Raw genomic sequence first — 21215 nt, forward strand, 5'->3', positions numbered from 1 at the left:
GCGGATCATGCTATGCGCCTTTCGTTCCCTCTCGCCGAGACGAAGCAGACGACGGTGAAGGACCCATAAGGTGACGACGATATTCGGCATTCCCCTGCAGGGCATCATGGCCCAGCTCGCGCTGGGCCTGATCAACGGCTCCTTCTACGCATTGCTCAGCCTGGGCCTCGCCATCATCTTCGGCCTGCTCAACGTCATCAACTTCGCCCATGGCGCCCTTTACATGATGGGGGCCTTCGCGGCTTGGATGCTGTTCAACTATGCCGGCATCGGTTTCTGGCCGGCGCTCATCCTGGCGCCGCTCGGCGTCGGCCTGGTCGGCATCGCGATCGAACGGGTCTTCATCTCCAGGCTCTACCAGCTCGATCATCTCTACGGCCTGCTGCTCACCTTCGGCCTGGCGCTGATCATCCAGGGCCTGTTCCGCAACTACTACGGCGTTTCCGGCGTGCCCTACACCCTGCCGGCGGCCCTGACGGGCCCCGTCAATCTCGGCTTCATGGTGCTGCCGAAAAGCCGCGTCTTCGTGATCGCCTTCTCGCTGGCCATCTGCCTCGCGACCTGGCTGGTGATCGAGAAGACGCGCCTGGGCGCCTATCTGCGCGCCGCGACCGAGAATCCCAAGCTGGTCGAGGCCTTCGGCATCAACGTGCCCTTGCTGAGGATGCTGACCTACGGCTTCGGGGTCGGCCTCGCCGGACTTGCCGGTGTGCTGGCGGCGACCACCAGCAACGTCAATCCCAATATGGGCTCCGATCTCATCATCGTGGTCTTCGCGGTGGTGGTGATCGGCGGCATGGGCTCGATCCTCGGCTCGGTGGTGACGGGCTTCGGCCTTGGGCTGATCGAGGGCATCGTCAAGAATTTCTACCAGCAGGGATCGGCCACCGTAGTCTTCGTGGTGATGGTCATCGTGCTGCTCGTGCGGCCCGCCGGCCTGTTCGGGAGGGCCTCATGATGGCGTCCTCCACCCAGCCGGCGGCTGCGGCCCGCACAACGCCCCTGATCGGGGATCGCGGTGTCATGCTGCTCATCGTCGCGCTGATCGCCGTCGCGCCCTTCGTCGCCTATCCGGTCTTCGTGATGAAGGTGCTGTGCTTCGGCCTGTTCGCCTGCGCCTTCAACCTTCTGCTCGGCTATGGCGGCCTGCTCTCCTTCGGCCACGCCGCCTTTTTCGGCATGGCGAGCTATGCCAGCGCCCATGCCGCCAAGGTCTGGGGCCTGACGCCGGAACTGGCGATCCTCAGCGGAGGTGCCGTGGCCGCCATCCTCGGCCTCGCGATCGGCTCGCTCGCCATCCGGCGCCAGGGCATCTATTTCGCCATGATCACCCTGGCCCTGGCCCAGATGGTGTATTTCTTCGCCCTGCAGGCGCCCTTTACCGGCGGCGAGGACGGCATCCAGGCGGTACCACGCGGCAAGCTGTTCGGTCTCATCGACCTTTCCGACGACAAGGCCCTCTATGTCCTGGTTGCCGTGATCGTGCTCCTGGGCCTGTTCGCCATCCACCGCATCGTGCATTCGCCCTTCGGGCAGGTGATGAAGGCGATCCGCGACAACGAGCCCCGTGCCCTCTCGCTGGGCTATGACGCCGAGCGCTTCAAGCTGATGATGTTCACCCTGTCGGCTACCCTGGCCGGCATTGCCGGCGCCACCAAGGCGCTGGTGTTCCAGCTCGCCTCGCTGACGGACGTGCACTGGACGATGTCGGGCGAAGTCGTGCTGATGGCGCTGGTCGGCGGCACCGGCACGTTGTTCGGCCCGATGCTCGGCGCACTGATCGTGGTGGCGATGGAAACCTATCTCGCCCCGCTCGGCTCCTGGGTGACGGTGGCCCAGGGCGCGGTCTTCGTCATCTGCGTGCTCGCCTTCCGCGACGGGCTCGCCGGCACTTTGGCCAAGCTGCTGCGCAAGGCCGGCTAGGCGGTATTGCCACCCTCCTCAATCGGGGCCGCGGTGCTCCAGCCGTTCCGTTGCGAAGGCGGCCAGTCCGGCGATGCCGAGAGCGGCACCGGTCGCGGCCGTGAACATCCAGCCGCCGGCGTGATAGGTCAGCGTACCCAGCACCGATCCCAGCGCCCCGCCGACGAACACCGTCGTCATATAGAGGGCATTGATGCGTCCCCGAACCGCTGGGGCGGTCGAGAAGATGGTGCGCTGGCTCACGATCTGGTTGGTCTGCACCGCCGCGTCGATCACCAGCGTCGCAACGATCAGCACCAGAAGAGACAGGATATGCTCGCCCAGAGCCGTGGCGAGAAAGGCCAGCGCCAGAGAGGCCATCGCGCCGTAGGTCGCCATGCGCCCATGCCCATGATCGGCAAGGCGCCCCGCCAGCGGCGCTGCCAGCGCTCCACCCGCCCCGGCGAGAGCGAAGAGACCGATCGCATAGTCGGACATGCCGAAACGTTCCGTCAGCATCAGGGGCGCGGCGGTCCAGAACAGGTTGAAGGCTGAGAACAACAGCATCTGGTAGAGGGCGCGGCGGCGGAGGATCGGCGTGTTCCGCACGAGGCCCGGCAGCGAGGCCAGCACGGCCCCGTAATGGCTCGTGCCGGACGGCTGATAGCGTGGCATCATGCGCCAGAGAACAGCGCCGATGCCGATCATCAGCCCAGCGGAGACGAGAAAGACCGCCCGCCAATTCAGATAGGCCGCCACGAAAAGCGCGGCGGGCCTTGCCAGCATGATGCCGGTGATCAGACCGGCCATCACCAGGCCGACCGCGCGGCCACGCCGCTCGGGCGGAACGAAATGAGTGATGAAGGGCACCAGGATCTGGGCACCGGCCGAGAATATCCCGATGGCGAGCGATGCGAACAGGAAAGCCACGACACCTTGTGCGACAGCCGCGAGGAGCAGGCTGGCGGCCGCGCAAACGAGCGTCGCCAATGCCAGAACCTTGTTCTCGATGAGATCAGCCAGGGGGACCAGCAGGATGAGCCCCAGGCCATAACCGATCTGGGTGAGGCTGACGATGGCGCCAGCCAGATCAGGGCCGATACCGATCTCGGGTGCGATCTTGGCGACCAGCGGCTGGGCATAATAGAGATTGCCGACGATGGCCCCGGTTGCGACCGCCAGGGTCAGAACCAAGGCGGGAGCAGCCTGCCGGACGGCGGCGGGGGCAGTATTTTCCATCTGATGCATCGGGTTCACAGCAGGCGGTTTCACGGCGAGTACTCGCCGATTAATGAAACGATACGTATCGTTATGATTGAATAAAACGATACGTTTCGTTATGTCAAGATGGGGAGGCACCGCATGGAGACGACAACCACGCAGCCAAGGCGCCGCTCGATCGGCGCCCGTCGCAATCCGCACACCGAGACCGCCATCATCGAGGCCGCACGAGAGCTTCTCGCGGATCGAGGCTATGCGGGGTTTTCCATCGAGGAGGCCGCCCGGCGAGCCGGTGCCGGCAAGGCCACCGTCTATCGCTGGTGGCCGACCAAGGCCGACCTGTTCATGGCAGCCTATGGAGCCGAAAAGGCGCGGGCGATAAGCCTGCCGGACACGGGCAGCCTGGTCGAGGATCTCGTACAGCATACCGCCGATCTATGGCGCTTCTGGCGAACTCCCCCCGGCGGCGCCTTCAGGGCCCTGCTCGCCGAAGCGCAAGCGAGCGAAGCGGCGGGCTCACGCCTGCGCAACGAGTTTCTGCCCGTGCTGTTCCGGCCAGCGCGCCGTCTCTTCGAGCGGGCAGCGGCGCGCGGCGAATTTCCTGCCCGATTGATCGATGAACGCATCGCATTGTGGGCAGGATTCAACTGGTACCATCTGCTGACCTGGCAGATCGACGCCGACGAGGCACTCCTGCGTCGGATCGAAACACTGGTCGCCTCCGGCGCAAATGGCGCCGGATAGGGTTCGGCCGGTTACGGCTTCACCCAGACGCCACCCTTCTTCGAGGATTTCACAGCCGCCTCGATGAAGGCCATGCCGGCGATGCCGTCGTCGATGCCCGGGAAGAGCACGGCCGGATCGAGGGCTTCACCGCCGCGGGCGGCCCGGATGGCACGGGCGATCTCGGTATAGATGTTGGCAAAGCCTTCGAGATAGCCTTCGGGATGGCCCGGGGGCACGCGTGTCATCCGCGCCGCATCCTCGCCGGCTGCGGCCGAGCCCCGGGTGATGATACGGGTCGGCTCGCCGTGCGGGGTGAAATAGAGATAGTTCGGATTGTCCTGCCGCCAATGGAACCCCGCCTTCTCGCCATAGACGCGCAGCATCAGGCCATTCTCGTTACCCGGCGCCACCTGGCTTGCCCACAGCGCCCCGCGCGCGCCATTGGCATAGCGCAGCAGGATCTGCACATTGTCGTCGAGAGCGCGGGCAGGCACGAAGGAAGTCAGTTCGGCCAGCAATTCCGAAACCTCCAGGCCGCCGACAAACTGGGCCAGGTTGAAGGCATGGGTGCCGATATCGCCGATGGCGCCGCCGGCGCCGGAGCGCTTGGGATCAGTGCGCCAATCGGCCTGCTTCTGGCCGCTCTGCTCGATCGGCGTGGTCAACCAGTCCTGCGGGTATTCGACCTGGATCAGGCGGATAGGCCCCAATTGCCCCGACTTCACCATCTCACGCGCCGCGCGGATAAGAGGATAGCCGGTGTAATTATGCGTCACCGCGAAGATCACGCCCTTGTCGGCGGCGAGCTTCTTCAGGCGTAGGGCGTCCTTCAACGTGGTGGTCACCGGCTTGTCGCAGATGACATGGATGCCCGCCTTGATGAAGGCTTCCGCCGCCGGGGCGTGCATATGGTTGGGCGTGACGATGGAGACAGCCTCGATGCCGTCCTTGCGGCGCTTTTCCTTGCGCGCCATTGTCTCGAAATCGGGATAGATCCGGTCCGCAGCGAGCCCGAGCGCCTCGCCGGAACGCTGGGCCTTCTCCGGCGTGGACGACAGGGCGCCCGCCACCAGCACGTAATCATCGTCCATGCGGGCGGCGAGGCGATGCACGGCGCCGATGAAGGCACCCTCCCCGCCACCGACCATGCCATAGCGCACGCGCCCGCCTGCCTTGCTGTCCGAACGGCCCTCGATCGCCATCGTATTTCCCTCTGCTTATCGGTTGAGGCCGAGCATGCGCCGGACCGCCTTGCGATCGGTGCCACCGCCGGCGAAATCGTCGAAGGCCTTCTCAGTCACGCGGATGATATGGGCGGCGATGAAGGGCGCCCCTTCCGCCGCACCGTCTTCGGGATGCTTGAGACAGCATTCCCATTCGAGCACGGCCCAGGAGGCATAATCATATTGCGCGAGTTTGGAGAAGACACCGGTGAAGTCGACCTGCCCGTCGCCCAGCGAGCGGAAGCGTCCTGCCCTCTCCGTCCAGGAGGCATAACCCGAATAGACGCCCTGGCGACCCGTCGGGTTGAACTCGGCATCCTTGGCGTGAAAGGCCTTGATGCGCTCGTGATAGATATCGATGAAGGCGAGATAATCGAGCTGCTGCAGCACGAAATGCGACGGGTCATAGTTGATGTTGGCGCGCTTGTGCCCTTTCAGGCGGTCGACGAAACGCTCGAAGGTCGCGCCGTCGAACAGGTCCTCGCCGGGATGCAGCTCATAGCAGACGTCGACCCCTACGGCGTCATAGGTATCGAGGATGGGTTTCCAGCGCTTGGCCAGTTCGCCGAACGCCTCGTCGATGAGGCCGGCCGGCCGTTGCGGCCAGGGATAGGCGAAAGGCCAGGCCAAGGCACCGGAGAAGGTGACGCTGGCATCGAGGCCGAGATGGCGGGAGGCGGTTGCGGCAGCCTTCAATTGCTCCACGGCCCAGGCCTGCCGCTCTTTCGGTTTGCCACGCACCTCCGGCGGCGCAAAGCCGTCGAAGGCCTCGTTATAGGCCGGATGTACGGCAACCAACTGGCCTTGCAGATGGGTCGACAATTCGGTGATGGCGAGGCCATGCTTGGCAACCACGCCGGCGACTTCGTCGCAATAGGCCTTGGATTCGGCAGCTTTCCTGAGATCGAACAGACGACTGTCCCAACTCGGGATCTGTACGCCCTTATAACCCAGCGAGGCAGCCCATTTACAGATGGAATCGAGGGAGTTGAAGGGCGCGGCGTCGCCCGCGAACTGGGCGAGAAAGATCGCCGGTCCCTTGATCGTGGCCGCCATGACTGCGTCTCCTGCGGTGATGCCTTTGGGCCGGAGAGTCCGGAGCGACTACGGATGCCGCCTCACTCTCTCGGCTTGGGACCATTTGTCTGACCCGTCCCTCGGCTTGCCTCACCATGGCAAATCCTTTTGGACTGCGCAACGGCGATTTGATGTACGTACCCCAGGAAGCAGTGATGGCTTGCCTTGCCCTTCGGGGCAGCGCAGGTTGTAGCCCACCGAGCCCCTTGGTTCGCATCACCGGGAGGACGGGAGCGGCGGCACTCGACAGGAGGCGCGAAGGTGGAAGGCGCATTCGATCTGGCCATCATCGGCGGCGGCATCAATGGCTGCGGCATTGCCCGTGATGCGGCGGGACGCGGGCTCAAGGTTTTTCTGTGCGAGCAGGACGATTTTGCCTCAGGCACCTCCTCCAAGGCCACCAAACTGATCCATGGCGGCTTGCGCTATCTGGAATATTACGAGTTCCGGCTGGTGCGCGAAGCACTGATGGAGCGGGAGGTGCTCTGGCGGATTGCCCCGCACATCATCTGGCCGCTGCGTTTCGTGCTGCCCTATCACCAGGGCTTACGCCCAGCCTGGATGCTCAGAGTGGGCCTGTTCCTCTATGACCATCTGGGCGGCCGCAAATTGCTGCCGCCCACGCGCACGCTCGATCTCACCCGCGACGTGACGGGCGGACCGCTCAAGCCGGGCGCGCAGGAAAAGGGTTTCGAATATTCGGACTGCTGGGTCGAGGATGCCCGCATGGTCGTCCTGAACGCGCGGGACGCCGCCGATCGCGGCGCCGTCATCTTGCCGCGCACCCGTGCCGTCTCGGCCCTGCGTGGCCCCGACGGCTGGACTCTCACCGTAGAGGATACGCTCACCGGCTCGCGCCAGACGGTGATCACCAGTGCGCTCGTCAACGCCGCTGGTCCATGGGTCGCCGATGTACTGGAAAACAAGCTCGGCCTTGCCAGCAAGGCCCATGTGCGCATGGTCCAGGGATCGCACATCGTCGTTCCCCGCCTTTACGACCATGACCGCTGCTACATCTTCCAGAATGCCGACAACCGCATCATCTTCGCCATCCCCTATGAGCACGACTTCACACTGATCGGCACGACGGACCGCGATTATCACGCCGATCCCGCCACCGTGAAAGCGAGCGAGGAAGAAATCGACTATCTCTGCCGAGCCGCCAGCGAATATTTCACGCAAGCCGTCACGCCGCAGGACGTGGTGTGGACCTATTCAGGCGTGCGACCGCTCTATGACGACGGCGCCAGCGCGGCCCAGGCCGCCACGCGCGATTACGTGCTGGTGCTCGACGATGAGGCCGGCGCGCCGCTGCTGTCGATCTTCGGCGGCAAGATCACCACCTATCGCCGCCTCGCCGAGCATGCGCTGGAGAAACTGGAGAGATACACGGCCCCCGCCGCCAATGCCAAACGCGGCTGGTCGGCCACCGCGGCACTGCCGGGCGGCGACATTCCCGTGCTCGGTTTCGATGCCTATGTCGCGGACCTGAAGTCGCGCTTCACCTGGCTCGATGCGGACTATGCCCGGCGTCTCGCCCGTGCCTATGGCACCAAGGCGGAACAGCTGCTCGGCCAGGCCCGCTCCTACGCAGATCTCGGCCGCGACTTCGGCGGCACGCTGACGGAGGCCGAGGTCGACTATCTCATGCAGCACGAATGGGCCCAGCGCGCGGAAGACGTGCTCTGGCGCCGCTCTAAACTCGGCCTGCGCATGACGGCCGAGCAGGCTGAAGCACTCGATCTCTACATGCGGGAGCAGGCGCGAGGGCGTGCGCAAGCGACTTCCTGAGGATGCGGCCACATCATCCATCTCGCCAAAAGCAAAGGCCGGGCATCGACCCGGCCTCGCGTGAACGCCGCAAAGCGGCGGATTTTTTCTGCCTCAGGCTTCCGACATGCCCGGACCGAGGACAACCACGCGGCCGCCGAGGGGAGCGCGCTTGTAAAGGTCGATCGCATCCTGGACGATCATGCGGATGCAGCCCGAAGAGGCATTGTGCCCGATGCTGTAAGGCTCGTTGGTGCCGTGGATACGATAGAGCGTATCCTTGTTATCCTGCCACAGATACAGCGCGCGGCCGGTGATCGGATTGCGCGGCCCGCCGCGCACGCCCACACCGCTCTGCAATTGCGCCAGGCTGCCCCTCAGGTCGGGCCGACGGGCGATCATTTCCTTGGGCGGATACCAATCGGGCCATTCGCGCTTGTAGCGGATTTCCGCCGAGCCCGACCAGCCGAAGCCCTGCTTGCCGACGCCGACGCCGTAGCGCATGGCCCGTCCGCCGCCCATGACGTAGTAGAGATAATGCGCCCTGGGATCGACAACGATGGTGCCGGCCGGCTCGCTGGTCGGATAATCGACCTCGGCTCGCAGGAATTGGGGACCGATACGCTTGGTATCCACGGCCGACACGACGAATTTACCGTCAGTCGTCTGACCGTAGATCGCCTTGTAGTCATAGGTCCCCTCGGGGGTGAGGGGTTGTTCGGGCTGCGTGATCTCATCGATCGGCCGGCCATCAACCGGCACCGCCGGCAGCGTTGCCGGATCAGCCGAAGCTACGACCACCGGCTTGATTGCGGCTGAATCGGTCACGCAACTGGCCAGGCTTAGGCCCAGTCCAGTCAGCGAAGCGCCCATGAGAAAGGCGCGGCGGGAGAGAGACGACATTACACATCCTACTGGGATCGGGAGAACCGGCACATACAATAAGCAAGACTTCAGTGTTCGGCTGTGCCTTTGCTGCAACGTTCCGAATTTCTTTATCTCGCGTTCTCGTGAACATACCGCCGTTCACATTGGCTTCATCTACGCCCCGCAGACTGGCTGGGACGTGCTTTAGGACACAGTGCGCACCGAATGAAGGCTTGACCCGTCTCGTGCCCGCCTGCACAAGGCGCGCATGGCTCCTCCCCTGCTCTTCCTGCGCGACGTCCATCTCACCTTTGGCGGCACCCCGACCCTGGAGGGAGCCGACATATCGATCGCCCCCGGCGAGAGGCTCTGCCTCGTCGGCCGCAACGGCTCGGGCAAGTCGACGTTGCTCAAGATCGCCGCCGGCCTGATCGAGGCCGATCGCGGCGAGCGTTTCGTGCATCCCGGCGCCACGGTGCGCTATCTGCCGCAGGAGCCGGATTTCAGAGGTTTTGCCACCACACTCGCCTATGTCGAGGCAGGCCTCGGGCCGGGTGACGACAATTACCGCGCCCTCTATCTGCTCAACGAACTCGGCCTGACCGGCGAGGAGAGCCCCGAAAACCTCTCCGGCGGCGAGGCCCGGCGTGCGGCGCTTGCCCGGGTGCTCGCCCCCGAGCCGGACATCCTGCTGCTCGACGAGCCGACCAACCATCTCGACCTGCCCGCCATCGAATGGCTGGAAAAGGAAATCGGCTCGCTGCGCTCGGCCCTGGTGCTGATCAGCCATGACCGCCGCTTCCTCGAAAACCTGTCGCGCGCCACCGTCTGGCTCGACCGTGGCCTGACCCGCCGCATTGATCGTGGTTTCGCCTTCTTCGAGGAATGGCGCGACCAGGTGCTGGAGGAAGAAGAGCGCGACCGCCAGAAACTCGACCGCAAGATCGTGGCGGAAGAGCATTGGGTGCGCTACGGCGTGACCGCCCGGCGCAAGCGCAATGTCCGGCGTATGGCCAACCTCAGCGCCCTCCGCCAGGAGCGACGTGATGCCCGCCGTGTCACCGGCACGGTGAAGCTGACCACGACGGAGGGCGAGGAAAGCGGCAAGCTCATCGCCGAGGCTGTCGGCGTGAACAAGAGTTGGGGCGGCCCGCCGATCGTCAAGGATTTCTCCATCCGCATCGCCCGCGGTGACAGGATTGGCATCGTCGGCCCCAATGGCGCAGGCAAGACCACCCTGCTCAACCTCTTGACCGGCGCCATCCCGCCCGACAGCGGCGTGGTGAAGCTCGGAGCCAGCCTGCAGATGGTGACGCTGGACCAGCGCCGCGAGAGCCTGGATCCGCAGACGACCCTCAGCGATACACTTACGGGCGGCGGCTCGGACTATGTCGAGGTCGGGGGCGAGCGCAAACATGTGATCGGCTATATGCGCGACTTCCTGTTTCCACCGGAGCAGGCGCGCACCCCGGTTTCGGTGCTTTCGGGCGGCGAGCGCGGCCGGCTGATGCTGGCACGCGCCCTTGCAAAGCCCTCCAACTTCCTGGTGCTGGACGAGCCGACCAACGATCTCGACCTGGAGACGCTCGATCTCCTGCAGGAGATGATCGGAGACTATCAGGGCACGGCCATCGTCATCAGCCATGACCGCGACTTTCTCGATCGGGTCTCGACCTCGATCCTGATGAGCGAGGGCGATGGGCGCTGGACGGAATATGCCGGCGGCTATAGCGACATGGTCGCCCAGCGCGGCGCCGGCGTGGCTCGTAAACCGGTGGAGAAGACCGAGGCGCCCAGACAGGCGCCGACGGACCAAGCGGCGGCCCGCTCAGCGCCGGAACGCACCGGCAAGCGCAAGCTTTCGTTCAAAGAAAAGCACGCCCTCGAAACCCTGCCCCGCAAGATCGAGCAGCTTGCCACCAAGGCTGCGAACCTGCAGGAGCGGCTTGGTGACCCTGACCTGTTTGCCAAGGATTCGAAGAAATTCGCCGAGATCGGCCAGCAACTCGCCAAGGTGGAAGCCGAGAAGACGCAGGCCGAGGAGGAATGGCTGACCCTGGAGATGCTGCGTGAGGAAATCGAGGGCTGACAGGCAACCTGCACGGCCCGCCTGCGCCGATAAGAATTATTCCATAGTGAATTCAAAAGCTTGCAATCTTTCGGGAAAAGCAACAAGGGTGTTCGCCTGAGCTTTCTGGAAAAATCCATGTCTGCCTTCCAACGTCTTGCGCTGATCCTGGCTTTGCTTGGAGCGCCTCTGGTCACCTCGCCCGTTTGGGCCCAGTCCAAGCCGGCACCCACGCCTCCACCGATCACCGATGCCAAGAGCTGGCATACCGCTCTGCTCAGGCAGGTGTGGGCTAATACCCAGTTTCCCACCCTGCCTCAGCCACCGTTGAAGGAAGGCGAAGTGCCGCCTCCATTGCCATCCGCGCAGGTCACGGTCGGCTTTGTCCTCGATCGTGACGGACGCGTGTTGTCGGCCAGGGTGGTCCAGGGTTCAGGCAAGAGCGAGTTCGACCAGGCTGCGCTGGAAGCGCTCAAACGAGCTACACCCTTTCCCAAACCGCCGGCCAATGTGACAGGAGAGAACTTCTCGCTTCAGCTCCCGATTCATTTCATGGGCGGGCCACAGCCACAGAATAAACCCAAGGCCAAGCCGCCCCGCGCAAATTGAGCGCGACAGCCCCTGCATCGTGCTTCATCCTGTCGGCCGCGCCGAGGACGATGCGACGGGATCGAGCATGATGGGAGCAGCCGAACCGTCCGGACCTGGGAATATCGGCCGTCGGCCGACGCAGGCCGAGCTCGACCAGGCCTTGGCGGATGTTGCGATTACACCCATCCCGCACGCGGCTCCGGCGATCGACGAGGTGCTTGCCCGGTTTCGCCAGACCTATTGCAATGGCAACGCCTTGTTCGCGGCTTTCCAAATCGGCGCCGAACCGGCTTTGGATTGGCATATCGGACGCAACCAGCTGCATCTTGATACCATCCTGGCGCGTTTCCTGGTCCACCCAGCCATCCGAGCCGGCCTCCCGGATCTGATAATTGATCCCTCGCCGCTTCCCGACATCGAATTCGAGCTCCATGACAGCCTCGAGGTGGATACGCTGCTCGCCCGGGCGCTCTATCATGGCGGCGCGTACTGGCACGCCACCGGTTCGGGCATGCCGGAAAAGGCATTGGCTTTGCGTTTTTGTGACGCCCTGTTCGAGCTGCGCTTCGACGAGATCGCATTCTATACCAGCAGCACGGCCTGGACCGACTGGTTCTACGACATTGCTTGGGACAAGACTTTCGTCGTTCTTGACAAGCGCCATCGGCGGCTCTTCCTGCTGGCTGTGACCGATACCGATTGAAATCACGCTGCCGTCATCTTTCCCATCTAGAGCAAAATGCGTTCGGGTTGACACGTTCCGTTGGCTGAACTTACTGAAAACAGAGCATTTTGCGGTTCTTGGCGATTACACCTAATCGCAAAAACGCTCTAGCGGGATGGGCAATCCTCCATTCCCTTATCGCAGGGCCTGTCATGATTACCACGCATCGCTTGTGCCCGACGACCAAGGACAGGCTGCTGCCCCATACACTGCAACCCGGCGAGCCCCTCCCGGGGGATGTCTTGTGGATCGACCTGCTCAACCCGACACGTGAGGAGGACCAGCAGGTCGAGACGCTGCTCGGCATCTCCATTCCCACCCATGAGGACATGGACGATATCGAGCCCTCCGAACTCATCTGGTCGGAGAACGGCACGCGCTACATGACCACGCGCCTCCTGGTGAACGTCAACACCAGCGAGCCGGCCATTTCAGCGGCAACCTTCATTCTCACTGCCAGCGTGCTGGTGACGGTACGCTACAGCGAGCCGAAGTCCTTCACCACCTATACCGGCCATGCGGTCAAGCCCGGCGGCTGCGCGGGCGGTCCCGAGGCGATCATGGCGGGGCTGATCGACGCCATCATCGACCGTGCAGCCGAAGTGCTGCAGGATACCGGCGAGCGGCTCGACGCGCTCTCCCGCAGCGTGTTCAAGGACGCCGTCAAGCAAGGCAATCGCAACGCCACCCTGCAGCGTACCTTGCAGGCCCTTGGACGGCATGGCGATCTCGTCTCGAAATGCCGTGAAAGCCTGGTCTCGATCGAGCGGGTGCTATTGTGGTTCTCGGCTGGCCTCAAAGCCGCCAAGGTCCCCTCGGAACTGCGCGAGGAAGTCAAGATGACACTGCGCGACCTGCAATCGCTCGAGGAACACGCGACCTTTCAGTCGGGGAAGATCCAGTTCCTGCTCGACGCCACCCTCGGCCTGGTCAATCTCGAGCAGAACAACATCATCAAGCTTTTTTCGGTGATGGCTGTGATCTTCATGCCGCCGACGCTGGTAGCCTCGGTCTACGGCATGAATTTCGAGAGAATGCCGGAACTCAAATGGGCGCATGGCTACCCCATGGCCCTGATCCTGATGGTGGTGGTCGCTATCGCCCCCTATGTGCTGTTCCGCTGGAAGAACTGGCTGTAGCGCCAGGCCATTCCACAGCGGCGATTTGCTACTTCTTTGCCACGGACCTCGCCAACGCGGCCCGGCCGCGCGAAGTGAGGCAATAGCCGATGGCGCGATAGCCTGCCTTGATCACCGCAATCGAATCCATCTGGCTGGGCAATTCCGATCGTGTCTTCTGCGAGCCGTCCGGTAGATGGAACACGGCCTCGCACCAGCCGAACTTCCGGCACATATGTCCGGCCTGCCCGCTGATCGAAGGCCTCAGCTCCCCCGCTTCCAGGGCCGTTAGATAGGACCGTTCGCGAGGCGTCGGATCGCGGTCCGGCAAGGGCATGAAATTCATGAGATTCCCGATCGTCGCTTTCGATGATGCCGGGGCATCCCGAATCTTGGAAAACCTGGGCCTGATGACGCCGGGGCAAGCGGCCGGCGTCTCATCCAGGGCGGTGTCGAACGCATGCCATGTCCCCTATTCCGCCGCGGCGGCCGTGCCCCTGCCGCCGTGACCGCTATCCAGAGCCACAGGCGCGCCGGCTTCCCCTGCCTCATCCTTCGGCCCCACCAGGGGCCCGAACAGGAAGGAAATGCCGCGCGTGAGATCGTCCATGACCGCATAGAAGGACGGCACGAAGATCAACGACAGCAAGGTGGAGACGATCAGGCCGCCGATCACGGCGATCGCCATCGGCGAACGGAACTCGCCGCCATCCCCGTGCCCCAGCGCTGTCGGAATCATGCCGGCCACCATGGCGATGGTGGTCATCACGATCGGTCGCGCGCGTTTGCGCCCGGCATCGATGATGGCGTCATGGCGATGCATGCCATGCTTGACCCGTTCGACCGCGAAGTCGACCAGCATGATGGCGTTCTTGGTGACGATGCCCATCAGCATCAGGATGCCGATCACCACCGGCATCGAGATCGAGTTGTGGGTAGCGAGCAGCGCCAGGACCACACCGAGCATCGACAACGGCAAGGAGAGCAGGATGGTGATGGCGTGGAAGGGGCTGCCGAGCAGCAGCACCAGCACACCCGCGACCATCAGCAGGCCCGTCCCCATCGCCATGGCAAAGCCCGAAAACACCTCTGCCATCACTTCGGCGTCACCAGTGGGTGCAAAGACCACGCCCTTGGGCAGGTTCTTGGCCTCCGGCAGTTCCATGGCCAGATCCAGCGCCTCGCCGATCTCCAGCCCCTTGCGCAAGTCGGCGCCGATCTTGATCTGCCGCTGACGGTCGTTGCGCTCGATCGAGGTCGGCCCCTGGCCGAACTCGACGTCGGCCACCGCGGAGAGCGGCACGCTGCCGCCCGAGGCGGTCGTCAGGCTGAGCGCCTCGATCAGGCCGAGATTGCCACGGGACTCTTCGGTCAACTGCACGCGGATCGGCACCAGCCGGTCCCCCGCATTGAACTTGGCCAGATTGGCGTCAATGTCGCCGATGGTCGCCACACGCACCGCCTCCGAGATCTGTTCGGTGGTGATACCATAGCGCGCGGCATCGTCGGTTCGCGGCAGGATGCGCACCTCCGGCCGTTCGAGACCGGTATTGGCAGCGACATTATTGAAGCCGGGCACATGGCGCATGGCGCCTTCCAGGCGCGACGCCGCCAGGGCAAGCGCCTTCGGATCATCGCTCTTCAGCGCCAGGTTGACGTCACGCTCACCATTGTCCTTGACGCGCCAGGCACGCAAGTCGGGAATGGCGGTAAGGATATGGGCGATGTCATCCTGGATGGCGAGCTGGTGGCGCGCCCGATCCTCGCGCTTGGAAAGCTTGACATAAATGGCGGCCCGGCGCGGATCGAGTCCGCCGGTCGGCGAGGTGCCGCCGATGACGAAGACCTGAACGACTTCCGGAACCTTACGGATCTCGGCAACGATCTGGTCGGTCTTGGCCTGGGTGCTCTCGAGCTTGCCGCCTGGCGGAATCTCGGCGGAGATGACCACGCGTGCATTGTCCTCCGGCGGGATGAAGCCCTCGGGTAGAAAGCCCATCAGCCTGAAGGTCAGGATCAGCAGCCCAAAGCCGGCCAGGATGGTGAGATAGGGAGAGAACCAACGCGCCAGCGTCATCTCCAGGAAGCGGGTATAGGCCCGCATGATCCAGCCATCCCGCGGCTCGACATGAGCGTGCGGCCTGAGGAAATAGGCGGTCATCATCGGCGTTATTAGACGCGCGACAAGGAGCGAGAAGAACACCGCCACCGCTACCGTCAGGCCGAACTGTTTGAAATATTGACCGACGATGCCGCCCATGAAGCTCACGGGCGCGAAGATGGCGATGATGGTCATGGTGATCGCCATCACGGCAAGACCGATCTCGTCCGCCGCCTCGATGGAGGCGCGGTAGGGCGACTTGCCCATCTTCATGTGCCGGACGATGTTCTCGATCTCTACGATGGCGTCGTCGACCAGGATACCCGTGACCAGCGTGATGGCGAGCAAGCTGACGAGGTTGAGCGAGAAACCCATCACGCTCATCGCCCAGAAGGTCGGGATGGCCGAGAGCGGCAAGGCAATGGCGGCGATCAGCGTAGCCCGCCAGTCGCGCAGGAAAATCAGCACGACGATGACGGCGAGGATGGCGCCTTCCACCAGAGTCTGCATCGCCGCTTCAAAATTGCCATAGGTCGAGGCGACACCATCGTCCACCACCGCATAGCTGACCTCGGGGTGGGCCGTGTGCAGCGCCTGGATCTTGGCGGCGACCGCTGCGGCCACCACCGTATCGCTGGCACCCTTGGACCGGAAGATCGAGAAGGCAACGATTGGCGTCGACCCGTTCAGCCGGGCGAATGACGTCTGATCCGCATAGGCATCGGTGATGTTGGCGATCTCGTTGAGCCGTACCTGCCGCCCACCGGGCAGCGTGATCTTGGTATCCTTGAGTTCATCGATCGTATGGGCGCCGGCCAGGGTACGAATGGCCTGCTCACGATTGCCGACCTCACCCTTGCCGCCCGACAGATCGACGGTCGTCGCCCTCAGCACGCGATTGACGTCGGCAGCAGTGATGCCGAGCGATAGCAGCCGATCGGGATCGACGGCCACCCGGATCTCACGTGTCACGCCGCCTATGCGGTCGATGCGGCCGACGCCGCGCAGGCTCTGCAGGTCTCGCTTCACCACATTGTCGACATGCCAGGACAATTGTTCCAGCGTCATGCCGGGTGCCGTGGCCGAATAGGTCATGATCGACTGCGACTCGATTTCGAGGCGCGAGATCACCGGCTCCTCGATATCGCGCGGCAGTTCGGTGCGGATCTTGGTCACCGCATCCTTGACGTCGTTGAGCACGCGGTCCGTGTTGGTGCCCAGCCAGAACTCGATGGCAACCGTCGAGGTTGAGTCCGTAATGGTCGACTGCACATGCTTGACGCCGGCGACGCCGGTGACGGCGTCCTCGATCTTACGCGTCACCTGCGTCTCCAGCTCGGAAGGTGCGGCACCGACCTGGGTTACCGTCACAGTGATGACGGGGATATCGATATTGGGGAATTTGGTGATCGGCAGGTTCTGGAACGAGACCCAACCGAGCGCCATCAGCACCACGAACAGGACGATCGAAGGCACCGGATTGCGGATGGACCAGGCCGAGACGTTGAACGACATCGGTACCTCACTTGGACTCGGTCGCGGGCTGGGCTGTATCAGCCCCGCTGACGGCGCTGACCCTGTCACCGTCGCGCACGAAGGTGCCGGCAGTGGCGATCACCGTATCGCCCGCCTTGACGCCTTCGACCACCTCGGCCTGCTTTTCGGTACGCAGGCCGAGCTTGACGGGCGTGGTCGCCACGACACCGTCACGCACGACCTGCACCGTCGCGCCATCCTCGGTATAGAGCACGGCCGATTGCGGCACGAGCACGCCGGTATGACTGGCAACCGCTACGCTGGCGCGGCTAAAGGCGCCGATCGTCAGGCCCGGCGCCTGGTCGATGGCGATACGCACGCGGCCCAGGCGTGTGACGGAATTGACCTCGGGCGAAACCAGGCGCACGCGAGCCGCGAAAGGCTCCTTGCGGCCCGCCGTCGCCACCTCGGCCGTCATGCCCGGCCGGATGCGCGCTAGCGTCGCCTCCGATACGTCCGCCGCGAGTTCGATGTCACCGTCGCGAATGATGCGGAACAGGGGATCACCGGACGCCGACGCGATCGCACCGATACGAGCGACCCGGCGGCTGATCACGCCTGCCGCCGGTGCGCGCACCTTGGTGTGCTCCAGACGCACCATCAATTCGGAACGCTGCGCATCGGCGAGCTTCTTGTCGGCCCTGGCGACGGTCAGGGCATGTTCGGCCGCTCCCGCACGCGCGTCCGCCATCTTGGCGGCGGCCTCGCGCTGGTCGAGCTGTTCGGCTGTCGTATTGCCGGTCCGGACCAGCGCCTTGGAGCGCGCAAAGGCACTGGCGGTCTGTTCCCGATTGGCATTGGCTTCGGCTATGGCGCTCTCGGCCTGCGCGATCGCGGCCTCCGCCCTGGCGGTCTGAGCCTCATTCTGGGCGAGCGAGGTATCGATGGTGGTGGTCGAGAGTTCAGCCAGCATTTGGCCTTCGCTGACGCGATCGCCTTCCTCCACCATGATCTTGTCAACGGCATAGCCTTCGATCTGGGGCGACACCAGAATCTCCTCGCGCGCCGCCAGATTGCCGGTCACCACCGCCTGCTCGGTGATGGCTCCGGTCACGGCCGGCGTCACGGTGACGGCTGGCGGCTTGGCGTCCACCACAGGCGGTGGCGGCGGGTTGAGGCGGGCCATCAGGGGCTCGCGATAGGCATAGAGAGCCGCAGCCACGGCGATGACGACAAGCACCAGGATGGTAAGTTTCGTATACCAGGGAGTTCGCCGATAATCGGTCGGTGCATGCTGGGCATGCCCCGACAGACGCACCGCCGTGAGGCTCGCCTCATCGACAAAGCCCCCGTCCCGCCGCTGCCGCTCGCCATCGCGTTCGGGCCGGTTCTGCTTTTCAACCGCGGACATGGAGCTGTTCCTCTGAAACGGGCTGCTCGCCCGGAGAATCTGAAATCGCAGGCAAAGGACGATCGAGCGGGATCTTTCCCGACATCAAGGCGTCCATAACGTTCACCAACAGCCGAAAACCGTCCTCGACATCGAAATCCGGCTCCAGGGCGCGACGGGTGAACATGCCGTCTCCCATGGCCGAAAGCACGGTGATCACAGCCGCGCTGTCCACCGATGTGGGGATCTGGCCTGAGGTCTTGGCCGCCTCCAGGATCGCGACCATGAAGTCGTTCACTTCCTTGTCGACGGCCGCGCACATCTCCGCCACCTGTGGGTTGCGGCTGGCCTCCGCCCAGATTTCCATGAACTGGACGCAGCGCTCGCGCGGCGTTTCGAGGAAATGCTTGCGCCCCAGCGCGACGAAGGACCCCATGACATCGTTGGAACGCGCCACATTCATGAAATCGGCACTGAAACGTTCGCGATCGCGCTCAATCAGGCCCGACACCAAGGCCTCCTTGGAGGGAAAGTAGCGGTAGAGATTGCCGGCGCTCATGCCGGCTTCCCTGGCAACGTCCTGCATGGTGGTGCGATGGAATCCTGTGCGCTGGATGCACACCTCGAAGGCATCGAGAATGTGAGTTCGACGCGCGTCGATTCCCTTTGCCACCGCGGGTGGCGGCACCACCACCCCTGCTTCGATCGCCACTATCACAACCCCGAACGAGAATGAACGTTCATTCTCAGTATCAGAGATTGTACAAGAAACCAAGTCACACCCGTATGGACGGGCGGGATGATGCTTCCCATCCGGCGGCGGAATTAAGGCGAAAGACGTACGCCTGCGCGGAAACGGCGGCCAAATCCACGCGAATCAGCGCAAAAAGCCCCCTCCGCGATGCGAAAAGGGCTTGGTATTGCGGTTAACAATCGGTTGTGACGCTGGCACTCCGCACAGCCGGACCGAGAGGCCGACCGGAACGCCAACAGGAATGTAACTCCCGCGGTCAGGCTTCGAAGTCGAGCACCAACAGGCCATCGACACCGCCTTGCGTCGCGGCGACGAGCGCCTGGGCCACCTTGGCGTGATGCGGATGGGGCAGATAGGCGTCGCGGGCCGCTGCGTCGACGAAGTCCACAGTGAAGGCATGGCCATAGCCGCGCGCCAGACCTTCGGGGCTGTTGTCGGCGCCGACTTCTATATGCAGGATTCCCGGAATCTCGGTTTTCATGCCGCGAATGGCCGACAGCAGTGCCACGACCTCAGCTTGCGGCAGATCCGTCCGCAAACGGGCAAGAACGATATGGCGGATCATGGTGTTCTCCTGCTCAAGATCCGAAATTGACGGCGGGGAGCGGTTGCCTACCCGCGATGAGATCGGCGCCCTTCTCTCCGATCATGATGGTGGGCGCGTTGGTGTTGGAAGAGTTGACGATCGGCATGACCGAGGCGTCGCAGACACGCAAGCCCTCGAGCCCCCTTACCTTGAGCTCGGGCGTCACCACGGCCATGTCGTCGACACCCATCTTGCAGGTGCCGGCGGGGTGGTGGTCGGTCTTGCTGGTCCGGCAGGCATAGTCACTCAATTCCGCCTCGCTGACCTTGTCCGGCCCCGGCATGCGTTCGGCCAGAATGAAAGGGGCGAGGGCCTTCTGGCGAAGGATCTCACGCGCCATGCGCAGTCCCTCCAGCGACATTGCCTTGTCGTAGGGATCGGACCAGTAATTGGGATCTATGAGGGGATGGTCGGCGGGATCGGCGGATCTGAGCCGCACGGTGCCGCGCGAACGCGGCTGCAGGAACGCAGAGTTCAAGGTGACGCCGGCATTGCGCAGCCGGGCGACACCGGCCTCGATGCCTGAGCCCGAGCCGAGATGGAACTGGATGTCGGGCGAGCGGGCAGCCTTGTCGGCATAGGCAAAGCCACCGGTCTCGAACAGGGTCGAAGCCACCGGCCCTTTCTTGAACAGGAGATATTGCAGCCCGGCCCAGGCGGTGCGGTGGGGCTTGGCGACGTTGTCATAGGTGTGGTCGCCGGTGCATTCGGCGATGACATAGAGATCGAGATGGTCCTGCAAATTCTCGCCGACGCCGGGCAGATCGTGCACCACATCGATGCCAACCTCTTTGAGGTGGGCCGCCGGCCCGATGCCGGACAGCATGAGCAGGCGCGGCGAACCGATGGCGCCGGAGGCGACGATGACCTCGCGCTCGCAGCGTATCTTGCTCCTACCGTCCTTCCCGGCGATCTCGACACCGACCGCCCGCCCCTTCTCGACGAGGATACGCGTCACCATGCCATCGGTGCGGACGGTGAGGTTCGGCCGCTTGCCTTCGATCGGCTTCAGATAGGCGGCCGCGGCGGAAGAGCGCCGGGCATTGCGCACCGTGACCTGGTAATGGCCGACACCCTCCTGGCTGGCGCCGTTGAAATCGGCATTGTAAGGCAAGCCATATTCCTGGCCGGCACGGATGAAGGCCTCGTTGATCGGCAAGGGATTGATGGGAATGGAGACGCCAAGCGGTCCACCGGCGGCATGGTAGCTGTCGATGAATCGCTGATTGTCCTCGGCCCGTTTGAAATAGGGCAGCACCTCAGCATAGCTCCAGCCTTGGCAGCGATGCACATAGGCCCAGATGTCATAGTCGCGCGGATTGCCGCGGGTATAGATCTGCGCATTGATCGAGGAGCCGCCCCCCAGCACTTTGGCCTGGGTGTACCAGAGCACCCGTCCGTCCAGATGCTTCTGGGGCACCGTGGACCAGCCCCAACTCGCGATGCCCTTGGTCATCTTGGCAAAGCCCGCCGGCATGTGGAAGAAGGGATGGCTGTCGCGCCCGCCCGCTTCGATCAGCAGAACCTTGACGGCCGGATCCTCGCTCAGCCGCGCCGCCAGGGCGCAGCCAGCCGGCCCCGCCCCGACGATGATGTAATCGGTCATAGGACACTCCCGGGT

General features: G+C 63.9%; 18 protein-coding genes. 8 read left to right on the top strand and 10 right to left on the bottom strand.

Annotated features, from left to right (window positions below):
• The first annotated feature begins 70 nt into the window (after nt 1-70).
• Both ACR9ZN_RS16870 and ACR9ZN_RS16875 read left to right on the top strand, forming a co-directional pair.
• On the top strand, nt 71-958 hold the full coding sequence (locus ACR9ZN_RS16870) for a branched-chain amino acid ABC transporter permease (RefSeq protein ID WP_441770440.1): 888 nt from the start codon (nt 71-73) through the stop codon (nt 956-958).
• Nucleotides 958-1923, top strand: a complete 966-nt coding sequence (locus ACR9ZN_RS16875; RefSeq protein ID WP_481274364.1) for a branched-chain amino acid ABC transporter permease — start codon at nt 958-960, stop codon at nt 1921-1923. The genes ACR9ZN_RS16870 and ACR9ZN_RS16875 overlap by 1 nt, the downstream gene beginning before the upstream one ends.
• A gap of 18 nt (nt 1924-1941) precedes the next feature.
• Here the strand turns inward: ACR9ZN_RS16875 and ACR9ZN_RS16880 are convergent, their stop codons facing one another.
• The gene (locus ACR9ZN_RS16880; RefSeq protein ID WP_454815213.1) at nt 1942-3141 is read right to left on the bottom strand and encodes an MFS transporter; all 1200 of its coding nucleotides are present in this window, start codon (nt 3139-3141) and stop codon (nt 1942-1944) included.
• Nucleotides 3142-3264: 123 nt separating this feature from the next.
• Between ACR9ZN_RS16880 and ACR9ZN_RS16885 the strand changes: the two genes are divergently transcribed.
• Entirely contained in the window at nt 3265-3867 is a 603-nt protein-coding gene (locus tag ACR9ZN_RS16885; protein ID WP_481272726.1) for a TetR/AcrR family transcriptional regulator, read from the top strand.
• An 11-nt stretch (nt 3868-3878) separates the two neighbouring features.
• Here the strand turns inward: ACR9ZN_RS16885 and ACR9ZN_RS16890 are convergent, their stop codons facing one another.
• Both ACR9ZN_RS16890 and ACR9ZN_RS16895 read right to left on the bottom strand, forming a co-directional pair.
• On the bottom strand, nt 3879-5051 hold the full coding sequence (locus tag ACR9ZN_RS16890) for a Gfo/Idh/MocA family protein (RefSeq protein ID WP_481272727.1): 1173 nt from the start codon (nt 5049-5051) through the stop codon (nt 3879-3881).
• A 15-nt stretch (nt 5052-5066) separates the two neighbouring features.
• A complete protein-coding gene (locus tag ACR9ZN_RS16895; RefSeq protein WP_481272728.1) occupies nt 5067-6128 on the bottom strand; it encodes a sugar phosphate isomerase/epimerase family protein in 1062 nt (353 codons plus the stop codon).
• Between the two features lie 282 nt (nt 6129-6410).
• On the opposite strand from ACR9ZN_RS16895, the gene glpD reads away from it, so the two are divergent.
• The gene (gene glpD / locus ACR9ZN_RS16900) at nt 6411-7940 is read left to right on the top strand and encodes a glycerol-3-phosphate dehydrogenase (RefSeq protein ID WP_481272729.1); all 1530 of its coding nucleotides are present in this window, start codon (nt 6411-6413) and stop codon (nt 7938-7940) included.
• A 93-nt stretch (nt 7941-8033) separates the two neighbouring features.
• Here glpD and ACR9ZN_RS16905 read toward each other — a convergent pair whose 3' ends face one another.
• Nucleotides 8034-8822 (bottom strand): L,D-transpeptidase, encoded by a 789-nt coding sequence (locus tag ACR9ZN_RS16905; RefSeq protein WP_434957563.1) that lies wholly within the window; start codon nt 8820-8822, stop codon nt 8034-8036.
• Between the two features lie 232 nt (nt 8823-9054).
• Between ACR9ZN_RS16905 and ACR9ZN_RS16910 the strand changes: the two genes are divergently transcribed.
• From ACR9ZN_RS16910 to ACR9ZN_RS16925, 4 genes are all read left to right on the top strand, one after another.
• Nucleotides 9055-10875, top strand: a complete 1821-nt coding sequence (locus ACR9ZN_RS16910; RefSeq protein ID WP_481272730.1) for an ABC-F family ATP-binding cassette domain-containing protein — start codon at nt 9055-9057, stop codon at nt 10873-10875.
• A gap of 117 nt (nt 10876-10992) precedes the next feature.
• Entirely contained in the window at nt 10993-11463 is a 471-nt protein-coding gene (locus tag ACR9ZN_RS16915; protein ID WP_454815223.1) for an energy transducer TonB family protein, read from the top strand.
• Between the two features lie 67 nt (nt 11464-11530).
• On the top strand, nt 11531-12148 hold the full coding sequence (locus tag ACR9ZN_RS16920; protein WP_481272731.1) for a hypothetical protein: 618 nt from the start codon (nt 11531-11533) through the stop codon (nt 12146-12148).
• A gap of 173 nt (nt 12149-12321) precedes the next feature.
• Nucleotides 12322-13308, top strand: coding sequence for a magnesium transporter CorA family protein (locus tag ACR9ZN_RS16925; protein ID WP_454815227.1), 987 nt, complete (start codon nt 12322-12324; stop codon nt 13306-13308).
• Between the two features lie 28 nt (nt 13309-13336).
• Here the strand turns inward: ACR9ZN_RS16925 and ACR9ZN_RS16930 are convergent, their stop codons facing one another.
• The 6 genes from ACR9ZN_RS16930 to ACR9ZN_RS16955 all read right to left on the bottom strand — a co-directional run bounded on the left by ACR9ZN_RS16930 (nt 13337) and on the right by ACR9ZN_RS16955 (nt 21200).
• On the bottom strand, nt 13337-13633 hold the full coding sequence (locus ACR9ZN_RS16930) for a hypothetical protein (RefSeq protein ID WP_434957568.1): 297 nt from the start codon (nt 13631-13633) through the stop codon (nt 13337-13339).
• A gap of 126 nt (nt 13634-13759) precedes the next feature.
• Complete coding sequence (locus ACR9ZN_RS16935; protein ID WP_454815230.1) at nt 13760-16903, bottom strand: efflux RND transporter permease subunit; 3144 nt, start codon at nt 16901-16903, stop codon at nt 13760-13762.
• A gap of 7 nt (nt 16904-16910) precedes the next feature.
• Entirely contained in the window at nt 16911-18275 is a 1365-nt protein-coding gene (locus ACR9ZN_RS16940; protein WP_481272732.1) for an efflux RND transporter periplasmic adaptor subunit, read from the bottom strand.
• Nucleotides 18262-18966, bottom strand: a complete 705-nt coding sequence (locus ACR9ZN_RS16945; RefSeq protein WP_454815234.1) for a TetR/AcrR family transcriptional regulator — start codon at nt 18964-18966, stop codon at nt 18262-18264. Before ACR9ZN_RS16945 ends, ACR9ZN_RS16940 begins: the two co-directional genes overlap by 14 nt.
• A gap of 298 nt (nt 18967-19264) precedes the next feature.
• On the bottom strand, nt 19265-19573 hold the full coding sequence (locus ACR9ZN_RS16950) for a Dabb family protein (RefSeq protein WP_481272733.1): 309 nt from the start codon (nt 19571-19573) through the stop codon (nt 19265-19267).
• Between the two features lie 13 nt (nt 19574-19586).
• Nucleotides 19587-21200: a GMC family oxidoreductase gene (locus tag ACR9ZN_RS16955; protein ID WP_481272734.1), complete on the bottom strand. Its 1614-nt coding sequence runs from the start codon at nt 21198-21200 to the stop codon at nt 19587-19589.
• Nucleotides 21201-21215 lie beyond the last annotated feature (15 nt).

The organism is Labrys sp. HAY1-8F (assembly GCF_056754975.1).